The sequence below is a fragment of the Bosea sp. ANAM02 genome, from assembly GCF_011764485.1.
Classification (GTDB): Bacteria; Pseudomonadota; Alphaproteobacteria; order Rhizobiales; family Beijerinckiaceae; genus Allobosea.
Map to the genome: position 1 here is coordinate 3,449,540 of NZ_AP022848.1, position 24,029 is coordinate 3,473,568.

21 protein-coding genes and 1 riboswitch are annotated in these 24,029 nt (G+C 67.7%); of the genes, 9 read left to right on the plus strand and 12 right to left on the minus strand.

Features of this window, described 5'->3' with window-relative positions; translation table 11 throughout:
• The first annotated feature begins 34 nt into the window (after positions 1 to 34).
• The 4 genes from OCUBac02_RS16565 to OCUBac02_RS16580 all read left to right on the plus strand — a co-directional run bounded on the left by OCUBac02_RS16565 (position 35) and on the right by OCUBac02_RS16580 (position 3,788).
• Positions 35 to 859: an IclR family transcriptional regulator gene (locus OCUBac02_RS16565; RefSeq protein ID WP_244638960.1), complete on the plus strand. Its 825-nt coding sequence runs from the start codon at positions 35 to 37 to the stop codon at positions 857 to 859.
• A gap of 88 nt (positions 860 to 947) precedes the next feature.
• The gene (locus OCUBac02_RS16570) at positions 948 to 1,262 is read left to right on the plus strand and encodes a (2Fe-2S)-binding protein (protein ID WP_173047151.1); all 315 of its coding nucleotides are present in this window, start codon (positions 948 to 950) and stop codon (positions 1,260 to 1,262) included.
• Positions 1,255 to 2,619, plus strand: a complete 1,365-nt coding sequence (locus tag OCUBac02_RS16575; RefSeq protein ID WP_197933275.1) for an FAD/NAD(P)-dependent oxidoreductase — start codon at positions 1,255 to 1,257, stop codon at positions 2,617 to 2,619. The genes OCUBac02_RS16570 and OCUBac02_RS16575 overlap by 8 nt, the downstream gene beginning before the upstream one ends.
• Positions 2,616 to 3,788 carry an NAD(P)/FAD-dependent oxidoreductase gene (locus OCUBac02_RS16580; protein WP_173047155.1) on the plus strand — a complete coding sequence of 391 codons (1,173 nt, stop codon included), beginning with the start codon at positions 2,616 to 2,618 and terminating at the stop codon, positions 3,786 to 3,788. Before OCUBac02_RS16575 ends, OCUBac02_RS16580 begins: the two co-directional genes overlap by 4 nt.
• Before the next feature lie 31 nt (positions 3,789 to 3,819).
• Here OCUBac02_RS16580 and OCUBac02_RS16585 read toward each other — a convergent pair whose 3' ends face one another.
• Positions 3,820 to 4,443, minus strand: coding sequence for a TetR/AcrR family transcriptional regulator (locus OCUBac02_RS16585; protein ID WP_173047157.1), 624 nt, complete (start codon positions 4,441 to 4,443; stop codon positions 3,820 to 3,822).
• A 201-nt stretch (positions 4,444 to 4,644) separates the two neighbouring features.
• On the opposite strand from OCUBac02_RS16585, the gene OCUBac02_RS16590 reads away from it, so the two are divergent.
• The 3 genes from OCUBac02_RS16590 to OCUBac02_RS16600 are packed head-to-tail and all read left to right on the plus strand — an operon-like array spanning position 4,645 to position 7,916.
• Positions 4,645 to 5,103: a (2Fe-2S)-binding protein gene (locus tag OCUBac02_RS16590; protein ID WP_173047159.1), complete on the plus strand. Its 459-nt coding sequence runs from the start codon at positions 4,645 to 4,647 to the stop codon at positions 5,101 to 5,103.
• A gap of 3 nt (positions 5,104 to 5,106) precedes the next feature.
• Positions 5,107 to 7,287: a xanthine dehydrogenase family protein molybdopterin-binding subunit gene (locus tag OCUBac02_RS16595; RefSeq protein WP_173047161.1), complete on the plus strand. Its 2,181-nt coding sequence runs from the start codon at positions 5,107 to 5,109 to the stop codon at positions 7,285 to 7,287.
• Positions 7,287 to 7,916 (plus strand): hypothetical protein, encoded by a 630-nt coding sequence (locus OCUBac02_RS16600; RefSeq protein WP_052231868.1) that lies wholly within the window; start codon positions 7,287 to 7,289, stop codon positions 7,914 to 7,916. The genes OCUBac02_RS16595 and OCUBac02_RS16600 overlap by 1 nt, the downstream gene beginning before the upstream one ends.
• Positions 7,917 to 8,095: 179 nt before the next feature.
• Here OCUBac02_RS16600 and OCUBac02_RS16605 read toward each other — a convergent pair whose 3' ends face one another.
• The 9 genes from OCUBac02_RS16605 to OCUBac02_RS16645 form a co-directional block, all read right to left on the minus strand.
• Positions 8,096 to 8,890, minus strand: coding sequence for an ABC transporter ATP-binding protein (locus OCUBac02_RS16605; RefSeq protein WP_173047163.1), 795 nt, complete (start codon positions 8,888 to 8,890; stop codon positions 8,096 to 8,098).
• Complete coding sequence (locus OCUBac02_RS16610) at positions 8,887 to 9,930, minus strand: FecCD family ABC transporter permease (protein WP_047572708.1); 1,044 nt, start codon at positions 9,928 to 9,930, stop codon at positions 8,887 to 8,889. Before OCUBac02_RS16610 ends, OCUBac02_RS16605 begins: the two co-directional genes overlap by 4 nt.
• Positions 9,927 to 10,964 carry an ABC transporter substrate-binding protein gene (locus OCUBac02_RS16615; protein WP_173049632.1) on the minus strand — a complete coding sequence of 346 codons (1,038 nt, stop codon included), beginning with the start codon at positions 10,962 to 10,964 and terminating at the stop codon, positions 9,927 to 9,929. Before OCUBac02_RS16615 ends, OCUBac02_RS16610 begins: the two co-directional genes overlap by 4 nt.
• Positions 10,965 to 11,176: 212 nt before the next feature.
• Positions 11,177 to 11,388: riboswitch (cobalamin riboswitch) on the minus strand.
• A 35-nt stretch (positions 11,389 to 11,423) separates the two neighbouring features.
• Positions 11,424 to 12,602 carry a mandelate racemase/muconate lactonizing enzyme family protein gene (locus tag OCUBac02_RS16620; protein ID WP_244638962.1) on the minus strand — a complete coding sequence of 393 codons (1,179 nt, stop codon included), beginning with the start codon at positions 12,600 to 12,602 and terminating at the stop codon, positions 11,424 to 11,426.
• A gap of 11 nt (positions 12,603 to 12,613) precedes the next feature.
• Positions 12,614 to 14,101 carry a M81 family metallopeptidase gene (locus OCUBac02_RS16625; protein ID WP_173047165.1) on the minus strand — a complete coding sequence of 496 codons (1,488 nt, stop codon included), beginning with the start codon at positions 14,099 to 14,101 and terminating at the stop codon, positions 12,614 to 12,616.
• An 18-nt stretch (positions 14,102 to 14,119) separates the two neighbouring features.
• Complete coding sequence (locus tag OCUBac02_RS16630; protein WP_047572699.1) at positions 14,120 to 14,968, minus strand: ABC transporter permease; 849 nt, start codon at positions 14,966 to 14,968, stop codon at positions 14,120 to 14,122.
• Complete coding sequence (locus tag OCUBac02_RS16635; protein ID WP_047572697.1) at positions 14,968 to 15,912, minus strand: ABC transporter permease; 945 nt, start codon at positions 15,910 to 15,912, stop codon at positions 14,968 to 14,970. The genes OCUBac02_RS16630 and OCUBac02_RS16635 overlap by 1 nt, the downstream gene beginning before the upstream one ends.
• A 186-nt stretch (positions 15,913 to 16,098) precedes the next feature.
• A complete protein-coding gene (locus OCUBac02_RS16640; RefSeq protein WP_173047167.1) occupies positions 16,099 to 17,637 on the minus strand; it encodes an ABC transporter substrate-binding protein in 1,539 nt (512 codons plus the stop codon).
• 57 nt (positions 17,638 to 17,694) lie between these two features.
• Positions 17,695 to 18,726: a succinylglutamate desuccinylase/aspartoacylase family protein gene (locus OCUBac02_RS16645; RefSeq protein WP_047572690.1), complete on the minus strand. Its 1,032-nt coding sequence runs from the start codon at positions 18,724 to 18,726 to the stop codon at positions 17,695 to 17,697.
• 79 nt (positions 18,727 to 18,805) lie between these two features.
• Here OCUBac02_RS16645 and OCUBac02_RS16650 point away from each other — a divergent pair, with 79 nt between their 5' ends.
• Both OCUBac02_RS16650 and OCUBac02_RS16655 read left to right on the plus strand, forming a co-directional pair.
• Positions 18,806 to 19,564 (plus strand): GntR family transcriptional regulator, encoded by a 759-nt coding sequence (locus OCUBac02_RS16650; RefSeq protein ID WP_244638963.1) that lies wholly within the window; start codon positions 18,806 to 18,808, stop codon positions 19,562 to 19,564.
• The gene (locus OCUBac02_RS16655; RefSeq protein ID WP_244638964.1) at positions 19,561 to 20,757 is read left to right on the plus strand and encodes a mandelate racemase/muconate lactonizing enzyme family protein; all 1,197 of its coding nucleotides are present in this window, start codon (positions 19,561 to 19,563) and stop codon (positions 20,755 to 20,757) included. The genes OCUBac02_RS16650 and OCUBac02_RS16655 overlap by 4 nt, the downstream gene beginning before the upstream one ends.
• 7 nt (positions 20,758 to 20,764) lie before the next feature.
• On the opposite strand, the gene OCUBac02_RS16660 is transcribed toward OCUBac02_RS16655, so the two are convergent.
• Together OCUBac02_RS16660 and OCUBac02_RS16665 are read right to left on the minus strand one after the other, a co-directional pair.
• Positions 20,765 to 22,129 (minus strand): sigma-54-dependent transcriptional regulator, encoded by a 1,365-nt coding sequence (locus tag OCUBac02_RS16660; RefSeq protein ID WP_173047169.1) that lies wholly within the window; start codon positions 22,127 to 22,129, stop codon positions 20,765 to 20,767.
• The gene (locus OCUBac02_RS16665) at positions 22,126 to 23,946 is read right to left on the minus strand and encodes a sensor histidine kinase (protein ID WP_173047171.1); all 1,821 of its coding nucleotides are present in this window, start codon (positions 23,944 to 23,946) and stop codon (positions 22,126 to 22,128) included. The genes OCUBac02_RS16660 and OCUBac02_RS16665 overlap by 4 nt, the downstream gene beginning before the upstream one ends.
• Between the last annotated feature and the right edge of the window lie 83 nt (positions 23,947 to 24,029).

Consider the following 24,029-nt stretch of genomic DNA (forward strand, 5'->3'; position numbering starts at 1 on the left):
GCAGCCATTGATCGCGCCAAGGAGAGCAGGCCCGATGACGATGCCCGAAGAGAGACAGACCAGCCGCAAACGCGCGGCGGCGCCGGCCGAGCCTGCCGCCCGCAAAGACGACGCCTTGATGGTCAATTCGGTGGAGAAGGCGTTCCGGGTGCTCTCGGCCTTCGGCCGCCAGCACCAGACGCTGAACCTGTCCCAGGTCGCCTCGGAAACGGGCATGGATGTCAGCGCCGCCCAGCGCTTCACCCATACGCTCGCCAAGCTCGGCTATCTCCGCAAGGACGCGCAGACCAAGCGTTTCGAGCTGACGGCGAAGACGCTCGATCTCGGCTATCATTTCGTCCGCAGCAGCCGGCTGCTCGACCGGGCGATGCCCTATCTCATGCATCTCAGCAAGCAGACCGAGGAAACGGTGAACCTCACCGTGCGCGAGGAGACAGAGATCATCTTCGTCTCGCGCTTCCTCAGCCGGCACGTCCTCAATACCGACGTCATCATCGGCACGCGCATGCCGGCCTATGCCACCGCACCGGGCATCGCGATGCTGTCGCGCCTACCGGAGGACGAGGCGATGGCGATCATCGACGCCTCCGACCGCCGCGCCTACACGCCGTCGACGACCTGGCAGCGCGAGGCGTTGCGCGAGAAGCTGCGCCAGTCGGCTGCCCAGGGCTACGCCACCGCCTTCGAGGAGGTCTATATCGGCGACGCCTCGATCGCCGCCGTGGTCGTCGATCATCACGGCCGGCCCGAGGGCGCTGTCAATATCGCGACCTCGACCTCGCGCTACAGCCATGAGGAGGTCGTCTCGCGCTTTTCGTCGCTGGTGATCGCCGCCGCCCACGCCATTTCGCGCGTCTGAAAAAACGGGCCGATAGCCCTTGACAGGCGATAGTTCGACTTATCAAAATCCACATACTTCTATCGCATTGAGATAATACCGGGACAGAATGGAACGCTCGCAGGTGCAGTTCCGCCGTGTGGCTCGCCGCACCGGCCCGCCGGTCACCCTCAGCTTCGCAGGCGCGCCGATCCACGCGACCGCGGGCGACAGCGTCCTTGCCGCCCTGCTGGAGAATGGCGCCTTCGCACGGCGGCATGAATTCGGGGGAGAGCCGCGCGCCGGTTTCTGCCTGATGGGCGCCTGCCAGGATTGCTGGGTCTGGAGCGCGGATGGAGGCCGGATCAGGGCCTGCACCACGCCGGTCAGCGAGGGCATGGAGCTCTTCGCCGAACCGCAGGGCATGGCGCCTGCCCGTGGCTGACATCGTCATCATCGGCGCCGGGCCAGCCGGGATCAGCGCTGCCGAATTGCTCGTCGCGAACGGGCTGAAGCCCATCCTGATCGATGAAGGCGCCCGCGCCGGTGGACAGGGCTATCGCCGCCCGGCCGACGATCTCGCCCTCGACATGCGCAAGCTGATGGGCTCTGAGGCCGGGCGATATGCAGCCCTGCACGCGCGCTTCGCCGCCTTGCGCGACCGGATCGACTACCGGCCGCAGACGCTGGTCTGGGCCATCGACGGCCAACGCCTGCACCTGCTGCGCGATGGCCGCGCCGAGACGCTCGATTGCGACAGGCTATTGATCGCCAGCGGCGCGATGGACCGGATCGCGCCCCTGCCCGGCTGGACGACGCCCGGCGTCTTCACGCTGGGCGGGGCACAGGTCGCGCTCAAGGACCAGGGCTGCCTGATCGGCAGCCGCGTCGCCTTCCTCGGCTCCTCGCCCCTGCTGGCGCTGGCGGCGAAGCAGTACCGCGCGATGGGCGCCGAGATCGCCGTGATCGCCGATACGACGCCCTTCTCCGCCAAGCGCGCGGCGGTGCCCGCCCTGCTCGGCGCCCCGCGCACCATGCTGCGCGGTCTCTGGTACATGGCAGCAGCCTTGCGCGCGGGCATCCCGATGCTACATGGCGTGACGCCGGTCACCGTCGAGGGAGACGGTCGCGTGGAGGCTCTCGTCCTGCGCGACGGCAGCGGACGCGAGCGGCGCTTCGCCTGCGACGCGGTGGCGCTGGGCTACGGCCTCAAGCCCGAGACGCAGCTCGCCGATCTCGCCGGGGCGGAATTCGCCTATGACAGGGATTTCCGGTTGTTCCTGCCACGGATCGATGGCTTTGGCCGCGCGCGGCCAGGGCTCTACCTCGCCGGCGACGGGGCAAGGATCGGCGGCGCCGACGCGGCCGAAGCCAGCGGGGCGCTCGCAGCCCATGCCATCCTCTCCGATCTCGGCCGAGGGCAGGACATCGCCGCGATCAGGCCGCTGGCGCGGCGGGTCGCGCGGCTGCGCGACTTCCAGTGCGGGCTGGCACGGGCCTTCGCATGGCCGAAGGAGCAGATCGCGGCGCTGCCCGATGGGGTCACGCTCTGCCGCTGCGAGAACGTGACCGTCGGCGAGGTCCGTGGCGCAATGGCGAAGGCGCTCGGCCCGGTCGAGGTCAACCGCGTCAAGGCGATGACCCGCTGCGGTATGGGGCGCTGCCAGGGCCGTGTCTGCGGGCCGGCCCTGCAGGAGATCGTCGCGGCCGGAACCAGGCAAACCGGCGAAGCCGCCGGCCGGCTGCGCGGCCAGGCGCCGGTCAAGCCGATCGCGCTCTCAGCTGCGGAAGAGCCGGCATGAGCGTTCAAACCACGGATGTCGCGATCGTCGGCGGCGGGCTGATCGGGGCCTGGACCGCCTTTTTCCTGGCACGGCGCGGCCAGCGCGTGACGCTGATCGAGAAGGGCGTCGTCGGCGCCCAGTCGAGCGGCGTCAATTTCGGCAACCTGCGCCTTCAGGGTCGCTTTCCCGGCCAATATCCGCTGTCGCTGCGCTCGCAGGCGCTGTGGGAGGATTTCGAGGCGCTGATCGGTGAGGATTGCGAGTTCGAGCAGACCGGGCATCTCTACCTCGCCTATGACGAGGAGGAGCACGCCAAGCTCGAAGGCTATGCCAAGGTCTCGGAATCCCATGGCCTCGCCATCGAGCGGGTCGGGCCCGCCGACCTGCGCCGGCGCTGGCCCTGGCTTGGCGAGCGTGCCGTCGCCGCCACCTTCTCCACGCGCGACGCCACGGCCAATCCAAGGCTGGCGACGCCGGCCGTGGCACGCGCAGCCGCGAGGCAAGGCGCCATCATCCTGGAGAACACGCGCGTGACGGCTGTGGATCGTGAGGGCGACGGCTTTACGCTGACGCTGGCCGATGGTAGCCGGATAAGCTGCGGCGCTCTGGTCAATTCCGCAGGGGCCTGGGCTTTGGAGATCGCCGAGCGCTTCGGCGAGACCGCGCCGGTCTTCCCGGCCGGGCCGCCGCAATTCGTGACCGAACCCTTCCCCTATCGGATCGAGCCCTCGGTGCAGGCGATCGACGGCTCGGTGATCTTCCGCCAGATCCCGCGCGGCAACATCATCCTCGCCGGCTATCCGCGCACGGCAGCCGATCCGCAGGCCAACCGCGCGCCGGTGCCGCCCGTCAAGACGCTGGCAGCGATGCGGGCGCTCGCCCGCGTCGCGCCGATGCTGGCGCAATGCCATGTCATCCGGGTCTGGTCCGGCATCGAGGCCTATCTGCCGGATATGATCCCGGTGATCGGGCCGAGCGGAACGACGGCCGGCCTGTTCCACGCCTTCGGCTTCTGCGGCCACGGCTTCCAGATCGGCCCCGGCGTCGGCCTGTGCCTCTGCGAGATGATCCTCGACGGCGAAACGCCGACGCCGCTCGAGCCCTTCGCGATAACGCGATTTCGCGGCGCCGCGACAGTCAGCGACAAGTTCCTCCGGGAGTTCGACAACGCGCCCGGTCCGGCATAACCGCTTTCTCACCGGGCCTGCGGCCATACGATCAAGGCGCCAAAGCGGCTGCGAACACCGATGCGATCCCTCTAAGCCTGCGCGCATAGTCCTCGGCGCTCGGCGGCGTGCCCAGCTTCGCCCCCGCCGCAGCGAAGAGGAGACCGGAAACCCAATCCTCCGGCGTGGTGGTCGACAGGCGCGACAAGGTGATCTCGCCCTGCCGATCGGCCTGTTGAAGAAGCTCTCCGGCAAACCGGGTGAATATCCGCTCGAAGGCCTGCAATTCGCGCGTCGCGATCGTGTTCATCACCGCCTTCAGCTCGACGAGATGCTCGCCGGTGCCGAAGCTGGCATAGGCCGAGCCGTGATGCGCCTGAAGCAGTGCCGCGAGACGCTCCGGAAAAGCACCCGGCTCTGCCAGGACCTCACGGCAACGTGCTTCGACCCGGCGCCCGAGCAGGTCCAGCATCGCGCGGAAGACATCGTCCTTGCCCTTGAAATGCAGGTAGAGCGTCGCCTTGGCGAGCCCGGCCTCTCTGGCGATGTCGTCCATCGCGCTGCGCTTGTAGCCGTAGCGGGCGAACAGACGCAGCGCCGCATCGGCGATCTGGTCGGTGCGGGTATTGGCATCCTCCGCAGGGAGAACGTTGGAACCTTCGTTTCCGTCCGGCATTGCAGCTTCTGCAGTCTTGACAAAATCCAAACTGCGCGCGACCATCCTAATTAGACTCAAATCGTCTAACTAGTCCAGTCGCGCGACCCAGGGCTACGGATTCATCGCCCGCCATCTGATATGTCAGATCGGGCCATCGGGGGCGAGCCCTCGATCCGCACCATGGTGCCGCGCTGCGTCATGCCAGCATCGGAGGCAGCCATGGTCTCTCTCAAGGTCAACGGGACGACACATACCGTCGATGTCGACGACGATACGCCCCTGCTCTGGGCGATCCGCGACAATCTCGGCCTCACCGGCACCAAGTTCGGCTGTGGCGTCGCCCAGTGCGGCGCCTGCACCGTCTTCATCGACGGCCAGCCGCTGCGCTCCTGCGTGACACCGGTTTCGGCCGTCGACGGCCGGGACATCACCACCATCGAGGGCCTCGCCGGGAAGGAGGCCGACGCCGTCCAGGCCGCCTGGATCGCCCGCGACGTGCCGCAATGCGGCTATTGCCAGTCCGGCCAGGTGATGAGCGCCATCGCGCTGCTGAAGGAAAACAAGAAGCCCAGCGACCGCGACATCGATCTCGCGATGAACGGCAATATCTGCCGCTGCGCCACCTATGTCCGCATCCGCGCCGCGATCCATGACGCGGCCCGCGCGCTGGAGATCTGAGCCATGACCGCGCATGATCCCAAACTCTCGCGCCGCAACCTGCTGGCAGGTGCCGGCGCCCTCGTCATCGGTTTCCACCTGCCCCGGAATGCGAAAGCGCAATCAGGGGCCGGTGCGGCCTACCGGCCCGGCGGCAACGCGACCTTCGCGCCGAACGCCTTCATCCGCGTCGCGCCCGACTCCACGGTGACCGTGCTGATCAAGCATATCGAGTTCGGCCAGGGCCCGTTCACCGGGCTCGCCACGCTCGCGGCCGAGGAGATGAACGCCGCCTGGAGCCAGATGCGTGCCGAGCATGCGCCGGCCGACGTCAAGCTTTACGCCAATCTCGCCCTCGGCGTTCAGGGCACCGGCGGCTCGACAGCCATCGCCAATAGCTGGGAGCAGATGCGCAAGGCCGGCGCTGCGGCCCGCATGATGCTGGTGCAGGCCGCTGCCGATAGCTGGAAGGTTCCGGCCTCCGAGATCAAGGTCGAGGAGGGCGTGATCAGCCATGCCTCCGGCAGGCAGGGCCGCTTCGGCGAATTCGCCGAGGCCGCCGCCAAACTGCCCGTGCCGGAGAATCCGCCGCTCAAGCCGGCCTCGGCCTATCGCTTCATCGGCAAGGAAGGGGCGGTGAAGCGCCTCGATAGCGCCGACAAGGCGCACGGCAAGGCGCAGTTCACCATCGATATCCATACCCCGGGCATGCTGACGGTGGTCGTCGCCCGCTCGCCGCGCTTCGGTGGCAAGGTCGCGAGCTTCGATGCCGCCGAAGCGCTCAAGGTCAAGGGCGTCGTCGACGTGAAATCGATCGGCTACGGCGTCGCGGTCTATGCCAACGGGATGTGGCCGGCGCTGAAGGGCCGCGAGGCGCTGAAGGTGACCTGGGACGACAGCGCCGCCGAGACGCGCGGCAGCTCCGAGCTCATCGCCGAGTACCGCAAGCTCACCCGCCAGCCCGGCACGGTCGCCGGCAGCCATGGCGATGCCGAGGCCATGCTGGCCAAGGCCGATCGTGTGATCGAGGCCGAGTTCGTCTTTCCCTATCTCGCCCATGCACCGATGGAGCCGCTCGACGGCTATCTCGAATGGGACGGGCAGACGGCTCATGCCCGCTTCGGCAGCCAGTTCCAGACGACCGAGCACCAGACCATCGCCACGATTCTCGGCCTGCCGCTCGAAAAGGTGACGCTGGAGACGATGCTTGCCGGCGGCAGCTTCGGCCGGCGTGCGCAGGTCAGCCAGCATCTGGCGGCCGAACTCGCCACCGTCGCCAAGACGATCGGCCCCAACCGCCCGGTCAAGGTGGTCTGGACCCGCGAGGACGACCTGACCGGCGGCTATTACCGCCCGCTCTTCGTCCATCGCTTCCGGGGGGCGGTGAAGGACGGCAGGATCGCCGCCTGGGCGAGCACGCTGGTCGGCCAGTCCTTTTTCCTCGGAACGCCCTTCGAGGCGATGGTCGTGAAGAACGGCGTCGACGCCACATCGGTCGAGGGCGCCAACAAGATCTTCTACGAAGTGCCGGACTTCCGCTGCGAGGTGCATAATCCCAAGGTCGGCGTGCCGACCTTGTGGTGGCGCTCCGTCGGCCACACCCATACCGGCTATGCCGTCGAATGCTTCGTTGATGAGCTGCTTCAGGCGGCGGGACAGGACGCCGTGCAGGGCCGCCTCGCCCTGATGGGCGACAAGCATCCGCGCGCCGCCGGTGTGCTCAAGGCCGTCGCGGAACTCGCGAACTGGAAGGGGCCGGGGCCGGTCGACGGGCGCGCCCGCGGCGTCGCCGTGGTCGAAAGCTTCGGCTCCTTCGTGGCCCAGATCGCCGAGGTCTCGATGGGGCCGGAAGGCGAGCCGAAGGTGCACAAGGTCTGGTGCGCGGTCGATTGCGGCGTCGCGGTCAATCCTGACATCATCCGCGCGCAGGTCGAGGGCGGCATCGGCTTCGGCCTCGGCCACGCGCTCTATGGCCAGATCACCCTCGATGGCGGGCGGCCGATCCAGACCAATTTCCACGAATACCGTTCGCTGCGCATCCACGAGATGCCGGCCGTCGAGGTGACGATCATCCCTTCGACCGAAAAGCCGAGCGGTATCGGCGAGCCCGGCGTGCCCCCGATCGGCCCCGCCGTCGCCAACGCGCTCGCCGCGCTCGGCCACGGCCGGCCGCGCCAGTTGCCGATGCAAGGAGGCACCGTCTGATGAGCCGCAACCTGATCCTCGCCGCAGGCGCCGCGCTCGCGGTCTGCATTGGCGGCAGCGCACTGACGCTGGCGCAGAATGCCGGGCAGGCCCAGCCCGGCGGCGCGAACCTGCGCCCCGCAGCGAGCTTCGCCTCGATCGCCAACCAGCGCGACCGCTCGGTCGCGCTGTTCAACGAGATGGGCAAGGTGCTCACCCACCCGCGCTGCATGAACTGCCATCCGGCGACGGAGCGGCCGCGCCAGGGCGATCTGCGCAAGCTGCACGAGCCGCTCGTCGTGCGCGGCAAGGACGGGCATGGCGCCGCGGGCCTGCCTTGCGCGACCTGCCACGGCAAGCAGAACTTCGACCCGGCCGGCGTGCCCGGCGACGGGCACTGGGCGCTGGCTCCGGCCTCGATGGCCTGGGAGGGCAAGACGGTCGGCCAGATCTGCGAGCAGTTGAAGGACCAGAACCGCAATGGCAGCCGCGACCTCGCCGCGCTGGTGAAGCACGTCACCACCGACACCCTCGTGCTCTGGGGCTGGAACCCCGGCAAGGGCCGCACGCCGGCGCCCGGCACGGCCGCCGCGTTCGGCGCGCTGATGCAGGCCTGGGCCGATAGTGGCGCGGCCTGCCCAGCACCTTAGAGCATCGGACTGAATATGATATTCAGTCAGATGCTCTAAATCTTTGATTTTACATCGACTTTTTCCGAAAGCCGCGTTCCGCTTTTCGGGCCGATGCTCTAGCGGGCGAAGCGCAGTCCCTGCATCCGTCGATGCGGTGGCGCTTGCGCCGCGCCGACGACGAAAGGCCCGACGAGGCTTCAGGGGCTCCCGGGCGCCTGCCTTCGTGGCTCGGCCTCGATCAGATATTCGATATGCCGGCGTCCCGAGGCTCCCGGACGGATCGAGACCGCGACCCCGAAGATGCGCTGGATCGCCTCGGCGGTCAGCACCTCTTCCGGCGCGCCCGCCGCCTGAAGGCGGCCCTCGTGCAACAAGGCGATCTCGTCGCAAAACATGGCGGCGAGGTTGAGATCGTGCAGCGCCATGATGCAGGTGATGCCGAGGCGCCGGACCAGGCTCAGGATCGAGAGCTGGTGCTGGATATCGAGGTGATTGGTCGGTTCGTCGAGGATCAGCTCGCTCGGCTCCTGCGCGAGCGCGCGGGCGATATGGACGCGCTGGCGCTCGCCGCCCGAGAGCGTGTGCCAGCACTGATCGTGGCGCTCCGTGAGCCCGACCCGCGCCAGCGCCTCGTTGACCGCCGCTTCGTCGGCCTCATTCCAGGAGGCGAGCGCGGCGCGATGCGGCGTGCGGCCGAGGCGGACGACATCGCAGACGGAGAGCTGGATCTCGGTCGTGGCCTGCTGCTCGACGAAGGCGAGACGCCGCGCGAGCTCGCGGCGCGGCACGGCGGCGATGTCGTTCCCGTCGAGCGTGACGACGCCGCTTGCGACATTGCGCAGGCGGCAGAGCAACCGGAGCAGGCTCGACTTGCCGGAGCCGTTCGGGCCGATCAGGCCGAGCACCCGGCCGGGCGCGGCCTCCAGCGTCACGCCGTCGACGATCATCCGGCCGCCGGCACCCCAGCGGATCTCGCGGGTCGCGAGCGTCATGCCGGCCTCCGGGCACGATAGAGAATCAATGCGAAGACCGGCGCGCCGAACAGCGCCGTCACCACGCCGATCGGCAGTATCTGCTGGGGTATCAGGATGCGGGAGAGGATGTCGGCAAGGATCATGAAGATCGCGCCGACGACGAGGCAGGCCGGCAGCAGGCGGGCATGGCCGGAGCCGACGAGGAAGCGCGCGGCATGGGGAATGATCAATCCGACGAAGCCGACCGTGCCGACGATCGAGACCATCACCGCCGTCATCACGGCCGTCGTTGCGAACAGCACGACCTTGACGCGCGTGACGGCGACGCCGAGCGAGGCCGCGGCATCGACGCCGAAGGCGAAGGCATCGAGCGCCTTGGCGTGAAGCATACAGATGGCGAAGCCGATGAAGGCGACCGGCGCCGCCATCCAGATGTCGGGCCAGCGCACGCCGCCGAAATTGCCGAGCAGCCAGAACATGACGCCGCGCGCCTGCTCGGCGCTGGCGAGCGTCGTGACGATCGTCGCGGTTGCCGCGTTGAAGAGCTGCGAGGTGGCTACGCCGGCGAGTATGACACGGTCGCTTGCCCCGCCCGCCCCAGCCGCCAGCATGGCGACGACGACGAGCGCGGCGCAGGAGCCGATGAAGGCGCCGGCCGAGACCGAGAGCACCGCGCCGCCGATGCTGATGCCGAGGATCAGCACCGCTACCGCGCCGGTCGAGGCGCCGGCCGAGATGCCGAGGATATAGGGCTCGGCCAGCGGGTTGCGCAGCAGCGCCTGCAGGATCGCACCCGACAAAGCGAGCGCGCCGCCGCAGAGCCCCGCCATCAGCGCGCGGCTCAGGCGATAATCGAAGATCACGCCCTGCTGGATCGCGCTGACGGGGAAGTCGAGATCGAACAGCCCGTTGCCGAGCGCCTTCAGGGCCGTATCCAGCGGGATGCGCATCTCGCCGATCGTCACCGCCAGCGCGACCGAGAACGTCAGCGCCAGCAGCGAGGCCAGTGCGATGCCGATCCGCGCCGGCCAGTTCGGCCCGTGGGCGGCGTGGCTCAACGCGAGATCCCGAAGCCGGCTATCGCCTTGGCCAAGATCTCGATGCCGTCGACCGTGTCGAGCCCGGCGCGGGTCGCGCCGACATCCATGATGACGACGCGGTTGTTCTTGACGGCGTCGAGCTTGCTGGCGACCGGATCGGTCTTCAGGAAGTCCAGCTTCTTCTCGATATCGTCGGCCGGGAAGCGGCGGCGGTCCATCTTCACGGTGACGATCACGGCCGGATTGGCGGCCGCGATGCTCTCCCAGCCAACCAGCGGCCATTCCTCGTTGGTCGAGATGACGTTGCGGGCACCGAGCTTGGACAGGATATAGGCGGGCACGCCGTTCTTGCCGGCCATGAAGCCGTCGCCCTTGATGTCCTTGCTGGAGAACCAGACGACCACCGGCACGTCCTGCGCCTTCAGCTTGGCGACCTGCTCGACCGCCTTGTCCTCGCGCGCCTTGAGCTCGGCGACAAGCTTCTCGGCCCGGTCGGCGACGTCGAAGATTTCGCCGAATTCGCGGATGTTGCGGTAGACCAGATCCATCGTGAACATCTGGGTTCGCACGCCGTCGCCGGCCCCGGAATTATCCTTGCCGACGCAATCGGTCGGCGAGACATAGCTCGGCACCTTGACCTTGGCGAACTGGTCGCGCTTGCCGACGATGCCGTTGGGCCCGACATGCCATTCGAACATCGCCGTGACGAGATCGGGCTCTTGCGCCAGCACCGCCTCAAAGCTCGGATCATTGTCGGCGAGGCGCTTCACCTTGGCATTGACCGCCTCATAGGGCTTGGCCACCGGCGAGAACCAGACCGCCGTGCCGACGACGCGGTCGCCGAGGCCGAGCGCGTAAAGGATTTCGGTCTGCGTCTGGCCGATCGCGACGACGCGCCTGGGCGCGGCGTTGAAGGTGATCGTCTCGCGGCAATTCTCCAGCGTCAGCGGATATTTCGTGGGCGCCGCCGTGGCCGTGCCGGCGGCGAGAGTGCCGAACAGCGCGGCGGCAGACAGGCGAAGCAGGGAATTGAACGGGCGCGCAGCCGGCATCGAGACCATCCGAAATGTAACAATGTTGCATTTCTGATAGAGCGCGCGGCCGGCGGCCGTCAAGCCGCCCCGAGCGGCCTGTGTGGTGGACTTCGTGAACATGGACTTCATCGCTCCCCGAGATGACGGCCGGGGCAGCTTGGGCATGTGGGACGGACAAGCGGCACGGGGCCGCCATCGACACACAGGCTCCGGAACACCCCGTCCGAAAGACGTCTTCGACGACCGGGGCAGGTCTCCTGGCTCGCGGGTCGATGCCGCTTCCGCCCGGCCTTCCCGGCGCGCAAAGCGCCAGTGGACGATGGACAGAGAGCTCGCCGCTTACAGTTGCGGGGGCAGCCTCGGCTTTGGCGCGGGTGGCGCCTCACCGAATTCCCTCTTAGCTCCGGGAGCAACCCGAAGAACCTCGATCAGCGCACACCCTATAAGGGCGCAACGCGGCGTCAAGCGGACATCGCGTCAGAGGCTCGGCGTAGCGTAGAGCCGCTTGCCGCCGACGGAGATCTCAACCTCCTGAAGATAGCCGCGCAGCGCCGTGGTCGCGACGGCGATGCCGAGACCGGGGACGTCGGGCGCCGCGACCTGCCCGTTCGCGTCGCGCTCCAGATGATTGGCGGAGATCGCGGTCGCGAGCGGCTTCGGCATCGCCGGGTATTCGCAGATTTTGTGCTCAGCCAGACCGGCATAAGGCTGGAGCGAGGCCGAGAGCGCGAGATGCGAGGTGAAGGTGTGGTTGACGAAGGTCACGCCCCTCGCGACGGCATAATCCGCTACCGCTTTGGACGGACCGATGCCGCCGATGCGCCCACAATCGATCTGGACATAGCCGATGCCGCCATAGTCGATGAGCTGCCGCGCCATCGACTCGTTATGAGCGCCCTCCCCGCCGGCCAGCCGGACCTTGGGGCTGCGTTTGGCAAGCGCGCCATAGGCTTCGAGCGCGCTGGCGTGGAAAGGCTCTTCGAACCAGAGCACGTTCGCCTTCTCCATCGCCGGCAGGCGGGCAGCGGCGCGCTCGACATCCTCGATGAAGATCTGGCCGGTATCGACGAGCAGGATGCCGTCCTGACCCAAGCCCTCGCGAGCGGCGACGAAATGCTCGGCATCGGCCTCGACGCTGCCCCGGCCGATCGGCCCCCAGCCGAACTTGGCGGCGCGGAAGCTGCGGCTGCGGGCATCGCGGGCGCGCTCTAGGGTTTCCTGCGCCGTGTCGCCGAACAGGACCGAGGCATAGGGGGTCTTGGGATGGCTTTTCGCGTAGCCGAGCAGGCGCCAGACCGGCTCGGAGCGCATCTTGCCGAGGATGTCCCAGAGCGCCATCTCGACGCCGGAGAAGGTATGCGGCGCCTGAAGCAGGTCCATCGAGTTATAGGCGACGGCCGCGGCGATGCGAGCGATGTCCTCAGGGCTTTCCAGAGTCTGGCCGAGGACGGAATCGGCGACCGGCCGGCAGACGCCATGCGACATCGGGCAGATGAAGGCGGCGATGGAGGGCAGCGGCGCCGCCTCGCATTCGCCCCAGCCGACATGGCCGCCGGCGGCGACCCTGACCAGCAGCGCGTCCTGGCTGCCATCGGCCTCATCGGTGACGACGGGCATGGCGAGATAGAAGAAATCGACGGCCTCGATCCTGGGCACAGGTCTTCTCCTCACAGTTCGTAGATCGTGGCGCGGGGCGCGAAGGCGACGCCCTCGTCGAGCGGGTAGATCGGCCGGGCGCAGATGGTGTGGCCCAGGCTCTTCAGGTTGGCGGAGGTCGCGCCGGGCGCATCGATGTTGAAGTTCCGCGCGCACCACTGGTCGAACATGTGGAACTCGGTGTGGGGGGACTTCACCACGATCAGGTCGAAATCGGTCGGGTCGATGCCGTTGGCGTAGTACATCGCGCGGTCGAACAGGCTGACCGAGCGGCTCATGACCACGACGGTGACGTTGTCCCAGGTCAGCACCGCAGTCGGCCCGGCGCTCAACGGCGCCTTCATTGTCTCCAGCGCCGCCTCGCCATCCGAGAGCAGCTTGACCTTGGCCTTGACCTGCATCGGCGGGAAGCGCGCGGGATCGATCGAACCGCCGAGCGCGACCTCGATCGTCGCGCCGATTCCGGCCTTGTGCGCGGCGGCCGCTGCCGGCGCGTCGACGATCTGGGCCAGCACCCGCTTGCCGTAGCCGGCCTTGCGCAAGGCGGCGAGGATCGCGTTGCTGTCGCCGGAGGCGCCCGACGAGGTCGCGTCGGCGGCATCGGTGAAGATCACCGGACCGTCGATGCTGCGGGCCTGCGCGATGGCACGTTCCAGCGGGACGAGCTTGCCCTGCATGCGGAAGCGCAAGGGCCAGAATTCCTCGGCGAGCCGGATCGCCTCGCTCTCGGCAGCGTCCCTGTCGCCATCGGTGAGGATCAGCACCTGCGAGCAGAGTTCGGGCACATCGGTAAAGGGATTGCCGATCATGATGCCGGCCGCGAGCGCCCGCCCCTCCTCCTCCAGCCGGCGGCATTCGGCCAAAAGCTCGCCGTAGCAGCCGATCTTGGTGATGAGTTCGTCGCCACGCACGAGAGCGGGAATGACGACGCGGGCGGCGACCGGCTTGATCCCGCCCGCCATCAGCTTGAGCAGAAGTTCGGCGGCGCGGCGGCCCGTGTCCGCGAAATCGACATGAGGGTAGGTCCAGTAGATCGCGAAACCGTCGACATTGCGGAGCATGCGATCGGTCAGGATGCCGTGGAGGTCGAGCGAGATCACGATCGGCATGTCCGGCCCGACGCGCTGACGCAGCTTCTCCAGCAGGTAGCCTTCCGGATCGAGCTCGCCATCAGCGCCCATCGCGCCATGCAGCGAGACATAGATGCCGTCTATGCGATCGAGCTTCGCGAAGATCGCGGCGAGGATTTCTTCCGAGAGCTTCTTCCAGCCTGCCGCCGAGAGCGGGCCGGCGCTGCCCGAGCGCGCGCAGATCGTCGGCACGATCTCGATATCTGGCCTCGCCTCGAAGACCGCGAGCGCGCCGCCGAGCTCCTGGTTCTGGCCGCGCTGTACGTAGAGCCCGTCGCCATGATGGATCAGGAAGTTCTCGTAATGCGACGGCAGGGGGTTGAAGGAGGAGATCTCCTGCTTGCAGTCGGCGATCAGGATGCGCTTCATCGGGCGGCTCCGGCGGGGTCAGAATTTCAGGCGGGGGTCGAGCACGTCGCGCAGGCCGTCGCCGAGCAGGTTGAGGCCGAGCACGCAGGTGATGATCGCGAGGCCCGGAAATACCGTGATCCAGGGCGCCTCGCGCATGAAATCGCGCCCCTGGGCGATGATCGAGCCGAAGGAGGCGGCCGGCGGCGGCGGACCGGCGCCGACGAAGGAGAGCGCGGCCTCGGCCAGGACCGCGATGGCGAAGACATAGGTCAGGCGCACGATCAGCGGGCCGGCGACATTGCGCAGCACATGCTTGAACAGGATCGTCCATTCGCCGACGCCGATCGAACGGGCGGCGGCGATGTATTCCTGCTCCTTTTCGAGCAGCACCGAGGCGCGCACGATGCGGGCCGTATGCGGAGTCGTGGCGATGGCGAGCGCGATCACGACATTGGTCAGCGAGGCACCGAGCACGGCCGAGACGACCATGGCCAGCACGATCGACGGGAAGGCCATCAGCGCATCCATGATCCGCATGATCGGCTGGTCGAGATGATGGAAATAGCCGGCGACGGCACCGCAGAGCGTGCCGGCGATGCCTGCCAGAAGTGCCGTGAAAGCGCCGATGGCGAGCGAGATGCGGGCGCCGATCATCACGCGGGAGAGAATATCGCGACCGAAATGGTCGGTGCCGAACCAGTGCACGGCGCTGGGCGCCGCAAGGCGGGCGCGGACATTGCTTTTGAGCGGATCGAAAGGCGTGAGCCAATCGGCGGCAAGCGCGACCGCGACCATTGCGAGCACCAGCACCGCCCCGATGACGAAGGAGCGGTTGCGAAAGAGGCGCCCCCAGAGCGCGCGGCCGACGAGTGGCGTGCCCTGCATCAAGCCAGCCTCACCCGGGGATCGACCACGGCGTAGAGGATGTCGACGACGAGATTGATCGCGAGATAGATGACCGCGAGGAAGAGCAAGCCGCCCTGCAGCACCGGGAAATCGCGCGAGGCGATGGCGCCGACGATCAGGCGGCCGATGCCGGGAATCGAGAAGACCTGCTCGACGATGACCGCGCCGCCGAGCAAGGCGCCGGAGACGATGCCGATCACGGTGAGGATCGGGATCATCGCGTTCGGCAATGCATGGCGCAGGACGACATGGAGCTTGGCCAGCCCCTTGGCATCGGCCGTGCGGACATAATCCTGCGAGAGCGTATCCAACATCGAGGCCCGCGCCATACGGGCGATGAAGCCGACCTGCACCAGCCCCAGGGTCAGGGCCGGCAGGACCATGCTGCGCAGCCATTCGGCCGGCGATTCCATGAAGGGCGTGAAGCCGCCGCTCGGCAGCCAACCGAGCGAGACAGCGAAGACCAGCACCATGACGAGGCCGAGCCAGAAATCCGGTACCGAGAGCCCGAGCAGCGCCGTGGTCATCACCGCCTGATCGGGCCAGCGGTTGTGATTGACGGCCGCGATGATGCCGGCGGCGACGCCGAAGAAGACGGCGAAGGCCAGCGCCAGCGCCGCCAGCGAGAGCGTCACCGGCAGGCGCTCGATCAGGGCCGCCGTCACCGAACGGTTGAGCAGGATCGACTGGCCGAGATCGCCACTCAGGATGCGGCCGTACCAGCCCAGCATCTGCTGCGGCAGCGAGAGATCGAGCCCGAGCGCGCTGCGCAGCCTGGCGACCTGTTCCGGCGTCGCCGAGGCGTCGAGGAAGGCTGCCGCCGGATCGCCCGGCACCAGCCAGATCAGCGCGAAGGACAGCAGCGAGACCAGGACGAGCACGAGAAAGGCGCCCGCGAGCCGGCGGATCAGGAAATGCCCCATGCCGCCCTCCTTTCGAGCGTTGGTCGATGATCGAGAAAGAGGCGCGTCATCCCGGGCGACCGGAGGGAGACCCGGGATCCATTCCGGAGCGCTTCCGATGAAGGTTCAGGCATGGATCCCGGATCGGCCCCGCTTCGCGGCTTGTCCGGGATGACATCGTTCTGGACAGCTGGCGAACGACTGCCCTCAAGGCTCCAGCCAGACGCCCCACATGCGCGGGATGCGATAGGGCTTGAAGTTCTTGAGCTTGGCCGTCGAGGCCTGGAAGACGCCGTAGTTGCCGGCCTTCATCGCGACAGCCGCGTCGTACATGTGCTTCTGGAAGGCGTCGAAGAGGGCCTTGCGCTTCCCTTCGTCCATCTCGGCGTTGAAGGCGGCGGCGATGCGATCGATCTCCGGATCCTTCGCCTGCTGCGAGAGGCCGTTGACCCAGGGCGCCATCACCGAGCCCGGACCTTCATAGGGCTCGATGCCGAAGCCATGCGTCCAGAAGGTCCAGCCGGTCGGCGTGAAGCCGATTTTCGAGACGGTCGGCCAGTCGGAAACCGCGATATCGACCTCGACGCCGATCTCCTTCAGCTTCTGCTGGACCAGCGTCGCCGTATCGACATTGGGGCGCAGGTTGTCGGTGATGAAGGTGACCTTGCCGCCCTTGTAGGAGGATTTGGCGAGCAGCTCCTTGGCGAGCTTGATGTCGGACTTGTTGTACTTGTCGCTGCCGACCATTGAATGGAAGGCCGCGCCCGGATAGAGCCAGCTCGGATCCATCTGGTAGATATCGGCATAGGAGATCGCCATGATCTCCTCCATGTCGAGCGCCGCCTGGACGGCGAGCCGGAAGTTCACGTCATTGGCGGGGGCCTGGGCCTGGTTGAACTTGATCACCTGCAGGCCGAACGGCACCATCTTGTGGATGGTGAAGCGGTTGTCGGTGCCCAGGCGCTTTGCGGTCGGCCCGTCGACGGTCTCGTTGAACTGGATCTGCCCGGCTTCGAGCGCCGCGCTGCGGGCGCCGCCCTCCGGCATGAAGCGAAAGGTCACCGTATCCAGGAAGGCTTCCTTCTTGCCGGCGAAACCGTCGCGGCCGGTGCCCTTCGGATTGGGCGCATAGCCGTCATAGCGCGTCAGCTTGACGTGGCTGTCCGGCCTGTACTCGACGAATTTGTAGGGACCGGTGCCGATGATCTCGATCTTGCCGGCTTCCTTGGCAGCCTCGCTCGCCGGATAGATCGCGATCGGCGCGCGCGGCGAGGAGAGATTGTCGAGGAAGGTCGATTGCGCCTGCTTCAGCGTGACCGTGACCTCGTGCTCGCCGCTCGCCTTGATCGTGTCGATGGCGGCGACCAGCGCCGGCGAGGCGCCGACCTTGCGATAGCGCTCCAGCGAGGCGACGACATCGGCCGCGTCGAGCTTCTTGCCGTTATGGAAGCTCACGTCCTTGCGGATCGGGAAGACATAGGTCTTGCCGTCAGGCGAGACCGTGACGCCCTCGGCCAACTCCGGCACGGGCTTGGCGTTCTCGTCGCGAGCATAGAGCGTCTCGAAGATGTGGAGCGTGACGTTGCGCGAGGCCTGCGCCGAGGTGATCTGCGCATCGAGCGAAGGCGGCGCCTGGCTGATGCCGATGACGACGTCGCCGCCCTTGCGCTGGGCCAGCGCGTTCTGGGCCCCTCCGAGCATGAGCGCCGCCGCGAGAGCCGCGCCGACGATGATGTGCTTTGCCATGTTCTTGTCCCCTCAGGATTGATGGTCAGGCACGTGGTGGTTCAGGCGTAAGCTGGGTCAGGCCGCGGCACGCGCCGCGTCGTAATCCTCCATCAGCACGGCGACGGCATCGCCGCGCTGGACGCGGCCAGGGCCCGCGGACATCCAGAGCACGCCGTCGCGGCGGTAGCGGACCTCCAGCGGGTCGCGGTCGATGTCCTCGACGAAATGCAAACAGCCCGCGAGATCGCCGGCGCGGCAGAGATCGCCGACGACGTTACGCGGCTCGAACAGGCCACCGGCCGGCGCAAAGGAATAACCGGCGGCATCGCGCACCATCATGTGGCGGGTGCCGGGAGAGCCGTTGCGCTGCGTCGTGTCGGGTTTTCCGTCCATCAGGCCGAAATGCTTGAGAATGTTGGTCAGCGCCCGGTCGGCGATGCGCACGCCCTCGACATTGACGCGGCCCCAGCCGCCGAGCTCGGTGCCGAGCGAGAGGATGCCGCGCCGCTCCACGGAGGAGGTCAGGGTCGCGCCTTCGTCGACGCCCCAGAACACGACATTGTAGGGCGCGCCGAAGGCTGCAGCCGCCGCCATGGTGCGCTCGCGCAACTTCGCGTCGGCGACGTAGTGCATGTTGGTCGAGAGGGCCGAGTCGCCGGAATGACCGGCGGTGTGGAGATCGACGGAGACATCGATCAGCGGCAGCACGACGCTGTCGACGAAATGCGCCAGCATCTCGGAGAAGGTGCCGCGCGGATTGCCGGGGAAGCAGCGATTCATATCGCGGTTGTCGACCGGCGAGAGCCGGGTGTCGTTGAGCACGGCCGGCATGTTCAGCGCCGGGATCATGATCACCCTGCCCTGCACCTTGGCCGGATCGAGGCTGTGGGCGAGGCGCGAGACCGCGATCTGGCCCTCGTATTCGTCGCCATGTACGCCGCCGGTGAACAGGACCGTCGGACCGGAGCCGTTCTTCACGCTGACGACCGGGATTTCGACGACGCCCCAGCCGGAGGTGTTGCGCGACAAGGGCGCCCGCAGATAGCCGGCCTGCCGCCCCGACGCTTCAAAGTCGATCTCGCACCGAATTCGGCTTTCCGACGCCATAGCGAACCCCTCCTCGCTCTTGCGTTTCGTATGATTGTATACGATCATACGATCTGTCAAGCGAAGGGCAGAGAGCCGGATGACCGATACGGGCGAGCGGATGCGGGCAACCGAAGCAGCGGCGCAGGAGCGGGCGAGAAGCTCTGGCCCCGACTGGCAGCCCTTGCAGCCACAGACGCTCGTCGACCATGCGATCGAGGCGATCATCGCCGGCGCTGCCGCCGGGCTGATCCTGCCGGGCGACCGGATCGTCGAGGTCGATCTTGCCCGCAAGCTCGGCGTGAGCCGCGTTCCGGTGCGCGAGGCTTTGCGCCTGCTCGAAAGCCAGGGCGTCGTGGTCAGCGAGCCCTACAAGGGCATTCGGCTCCGCCCGGTGACGAACGAGCGCGTCTCCGACCTCATCGAGGCGCGGATCGCGCTGGAAGCCAGCGCGGTCGTGCGCGCCGTGGCCGCCGGCCGCAATCACGGCGCCCATCTCGACGAATTGCGGGCTGCCGTCGCCGAAATGGAGCTGATGGCGGCGCGCGGCAGCGCCTATGGTGTCGCGGTTGCCGATACCGGCTTCCACCGCGCGCTCTGCCTGCTCGGCGGCAACAGTGTCACCTTCGACCTCTGGGAGACGCTAGCGCCGCAATGCACGATCATCTTCGGCCTCGCCACCTTCGGCAAGCCGATGGCCGGCGTGGTCGAGGAGCATGTCGACCTGCTCGCGGCCTTCGAGGCCGGCGATATCGCGGTGATCACCCGCACGCTCGACGAGCACATCACCGTCATGAACCACGCGATGGATTACGAGGCCATCGTCGCCCAGCGCCGCAGGGAAAGGGATTTGCCGTGAACGACCAGCCCATCCAGACGCGCGCGGCCGGCCGGGCGGCGGGGCTCCCGCCCTTCCGCATCACCCGCATCGAGGCCGCCCCCCTTTTCGGCGAAAGCCCGAAGGGCGGCTGGTCGGCCGAGATCCGGCCGGAGGATTCGATCCATGCGCTGATCGCGGTGCATACCGACCAGGGCCTGACCGGATATGGCAGCGTCTTCACCGATGGCCGCCTCGTGCAGGCCGGGCTGAAGGTGCTGGAACCGCTTTTCCTCGGCGCGGACGCGCTCTCGCCCGATTTCGTCAGTGAGAAGCTGCACCAGAACACCTTCTGGATGGGGCGCGGCGGCACGCTGACCCATACAATCAGCGGCATCGACATCGCGCTATGGGACATCCTCGGCCAGGCGACGGGGCTCAGCGTCGGGCGATTGCTGGGCGGACGCTATCGCGAGCGCGTGCAGCCCTATTGCTCGCTCCTGATGGAGAAGCCGGATGTTATGCGGGACGTCGTCGCCAGCTACCGCGAAAAAGGCTTCAGCGCCTTCAAGATCGGCTGGGGGCCGTTCGGCCGGGCGCTCGACGTCAAGCTCGACGAGGCAATCGTGCGTGCCGCGCGCGAGGCGGCGGGCGAGAAGTCCAGGCTCTTCGTCGATGCAGGCGCCAGCGACGCGCTCTGGCCTCATGGGCTGAAATGGGCGAAGCGCACAGCCGAAATGCTAGCGGATTACGAAGTCGGCTGGTTCGAGGAGCCGGTGAGGCCCGATGCCATCGACGATTACCGCGAATTGCGTCGCTCCTCGCCCGTGCCGATCGCCGGTTGCGAGGTGCTGACCCGGCGCCAGAGCTTCATTCCCTGGCTGACGACCGGAGCACTCGACATCGTCCAGCCCGACGTCACCAAGGTCGGCGGCATCTCCGAGCAGCGCCGCATCGCCTGGATGGCCTATGATCTCGGTATCAAATATGTCGGCCATGGCTGGAACACGGCGCTCGGCCTCGCCGCCGACCTGCAGATGGCCGCAGCCTTCCCCGATGCCGATCTCGTCGAGTTCATCGGCGGCAGTCCCTATGTCGACGGTATTCTGGCCAAGCCCTTCGCGCTCGATGCCGAAGGCTGGCTGACGATCCCCGACCTGCCGGGCCTCGGCGTCACGATCGATCGCGGCAAGCTCGGGCGTTATACGCCGGACCCGCAGGCGCTGTTCGGGTAAGTCTCACTCACTCCGTTGTCGCATAGGCGGCACGGTCGATGCCGTGGCGGGCGAGCTTGTCGTAGAAGGTCTTGCGGGGGATGCCGAGCATCTCCAGCGTCGCGCGGACATCGCCGCGATTGGCCTCCAGCGCCTCACGGATGAGGTTTGCCTCGATCGCATTGAGGCGATCCGGCAGGCTGGCGACCGGAGCGTCAGGGCGGGCCGATTGCGCCGGCAGATCACTGGACAGGCCGAGCACGACCCGTTCGGCGAAGTGGACGAGTTCGCGGACGTTGCCCGGCCAGTCGTTCTCGACCAGATGGCGCTCGACAGCCCGATCCAGCCCCGGCACCGGCCGGCGATACTTTTCCGCCGCGCGGGCGAGAAAGCGCGTGAAAAGCAGCGGAATATCGCGGCGGCGCTCGCGTAAAGGGGGGATGCGCAACGTTACGACGTTGAGGCGGTAATAGAGGTCCTCGCGAAAATCGCGACGCTGGGCGGGGTCGCCGAGATCGGCCTTCGTCGCGGCTACGACGCGGAGATCGACACGGCGAAGGTCGTTCGAGCCCAAAGGCGCGATCTCGCGCATCTCCAGCACGCGCAGGAGCTTGACCTGGGCCGCGGACGGCATGCTCTCCAGCTCGTCGAGGAACAGCGTGCCGCCGCTCGAATGCTCGATGCGGCCGATCCGCTTCTTCTGCGCGCCGGTGAAGGCGCCGGGCTCGTAGCCGAAGAGCTCGCTTTCGATCACGCTGTCGGGCAGCGCGCCGCAATTCAGCGCGACGAAAGGCTTTTCGCGCCGCCGGCCGAGCCGGTGCAGCAGGCCGGCGACGACCTCCTTGCCCGTCCCGGTCTCGCCGAGCACGAGCACGTCGACATCGACATCGGCGAGCTCGCGGATGGTCTGGCGCAGGCGCGTGATCGCAGCGGTCTCGCCGATCAGCGCGGTCTCCTCCTCGCCCTGCCCGGCCAGCGCCCGCAGGCGCCGGTTCTCGATGACGAGCGCGCGCTTCTCGGCGGCGCGCCGGAGCGTCTCGACGAGGCGCTCGCCGGCATAGGGCTTGGCGATGAAGTCATAGGCGCCCTCGCTCATCGCGCCGACGGCGGTGGCGATATCGGCATGGCCGGAGATCACGATCACCGGGATATCGGGATCGAGTGCCCGCAGCCGCCGGAACAGCTCGATCCCGTCCATGCCGGGCATGCGGATATCGGTGACGACGATGCCGGCATAGTCCGGCCCGATCCGCTTCAGCGCAGCCTCCCCGGACGGCAGCGCCACCGCCCGGAAGCCGGCAAGGCGCAAAGCCTGGACATTGGCGTCGCGCAGATCGGGATCGTCATCGACGAAGGAGACCTCGATAGCAGCCGCCGCTCCTGGATCGCTCATGTCGTCGCCCTTTCGAGAGTGATGACGAAGCTGGCGCCGGCGCCGGGGACGCTCGTCGCGGTCAAGGTGCCGCCGAAGGAGACGATCATGTCCTGAGAGATCACCAGCCCGAGGCCGAGCCCCTTCGGTTTCGACGTGCTGAACGGGACGAAGAGCTGCGCCAGCGCCTGCTCCGACAGTCCGGGACCGCGATCGGTGATCGCGATCTCGACCCGCTCGTGATTTGGCGTAACCGTGATCGCGAGCGCGGGCTCGCCGCCCTGCCCGCCTTCCAGCAGCGCCTCGATCGCGTTGCGCAGCAGATTGACGAAGACCTGCTCCAGCTCGATCGAGCGGGCGATGACATGGACCGTCTCCGGCGGCGCGGTGACGAGCGGCGTCACGCCCGCCTGGCGCAAGGGACCTTCGAGCAGGGTCAGGGCGCCGTCGATGATCGTGCCGATCGGGACCGGTGCGAGTGGCTCCTTGCTCCGGCGGGCGAAGCCGCGCAAAGCCTCTGTGATCGCGCCGATCCGGTCCGTCAGCGAGACGATCCGGACCAGCGCGCCGTCGGCATCCGCAGGCTCCGCGCGCCTGAGGAAGGTGCGGGCGTTCTCGGCATAGGTGCGCAGGGCCGCGAGCGGCTGGTTGACCTCATGGGCGACGCCGGCGGTGATCTGGCCGAGCGTCGCGAGGCGGTTGGCCTTGGCCAGTTCCTCGCGGAGATTCGAAAGCCGCTCCTGCGCGCGGGTGCGCTTCGCCATCTCGGCAACGAGGCGTTCATTGGCGCCGGCGAGTTCGGCGGTGCGCTCGGCGACGCGCTCCTCCAGCTCGGCCTTGGAGCGGGCATCGGCTTCCTGCCGGGCGAGGTTGCGCTGGCGGCGATAGAGCGCGAAACCGGCCAGCGCCGCGCCTGGCATGAGCAGCAGCGCGGCCAGCGCCTGCGACTGCGAGCGCCCGGCAGCGATCGCGGCATCGACCGGCTGAAGCACTTCGAGGAGCCAGTCCGTCGTCGCGACGGGCTGGCGAATGCGGACATAGCGCCCGGCGAAGGCATCGGCGCCCTGCAAGAGATCGCCGCGCTCTTGCAAGGGCAGCATGGTCAACGGCGCGGTTCCGAACTGGAGCGAATCACGGATCGCGACGGCGGTCGCCGGATCGAGCGGCGTCTCGACGCGGAAGCGCCAGTCTTCGACCGTCGAGAGCAGCACGACGCCGCGCCTGTCGACGACATAGGTCTGGCCGCCGAGCGCCCGCCAATCCGCCTCGACGCGATCGAACTCGGCCTTGACGACGATGACGCCGAGGCTGCGGCCACCCTCCTCGATCCGCCGTGTGACATAGAGGCCGGGGCGCTGGCTGACGGTGCCGAGCGCGAATTGCTCGGCCGCTCCGTTGGCCACGGCGCCCTTGAAGTAGTCGCGGAAGCTGTAGTTGCTGCCGACGAAGCTCGTCGGTTCGTTCCAGTTGCTCGCCGCGATCGCGACGCCGTCCGGGCCGAGCAGATAGATCACGGCCGCGCGCGCTTCCTTCGCGATCGCCTCCAGCTTGAGGTCGAGCCCATGGCGGCTGCCGCCGGTCAGCGCCTGCCTGACATCGGGGTCGCGCGCCAGGATGACGGGGAGCGCGCGCTGCTTCTCGAGTTCGCCACGCAGGATCGCCAGCGCCAGTGTACCGCCATCCGTCGCCCGAATCTCCGTCGCGGCGATGGCGCGGCTGCGGCCGATCTCTCCAGCCGCGAAAAGCGAGGCGACAGCGAGCGCCGCCACGACCAGCCCGAAGACCAGCCAGCGCTGCCTCGCGGCATTCTTCCATGGATCGCGCCCGGATCGGCTCATCCCGGAGTCGTTGTGCGGAATTCCGCACAAATCAAGAGGCCGCGTGCGGAATTCCGCTCGAGGTATTCGCAAACTGATTCCGC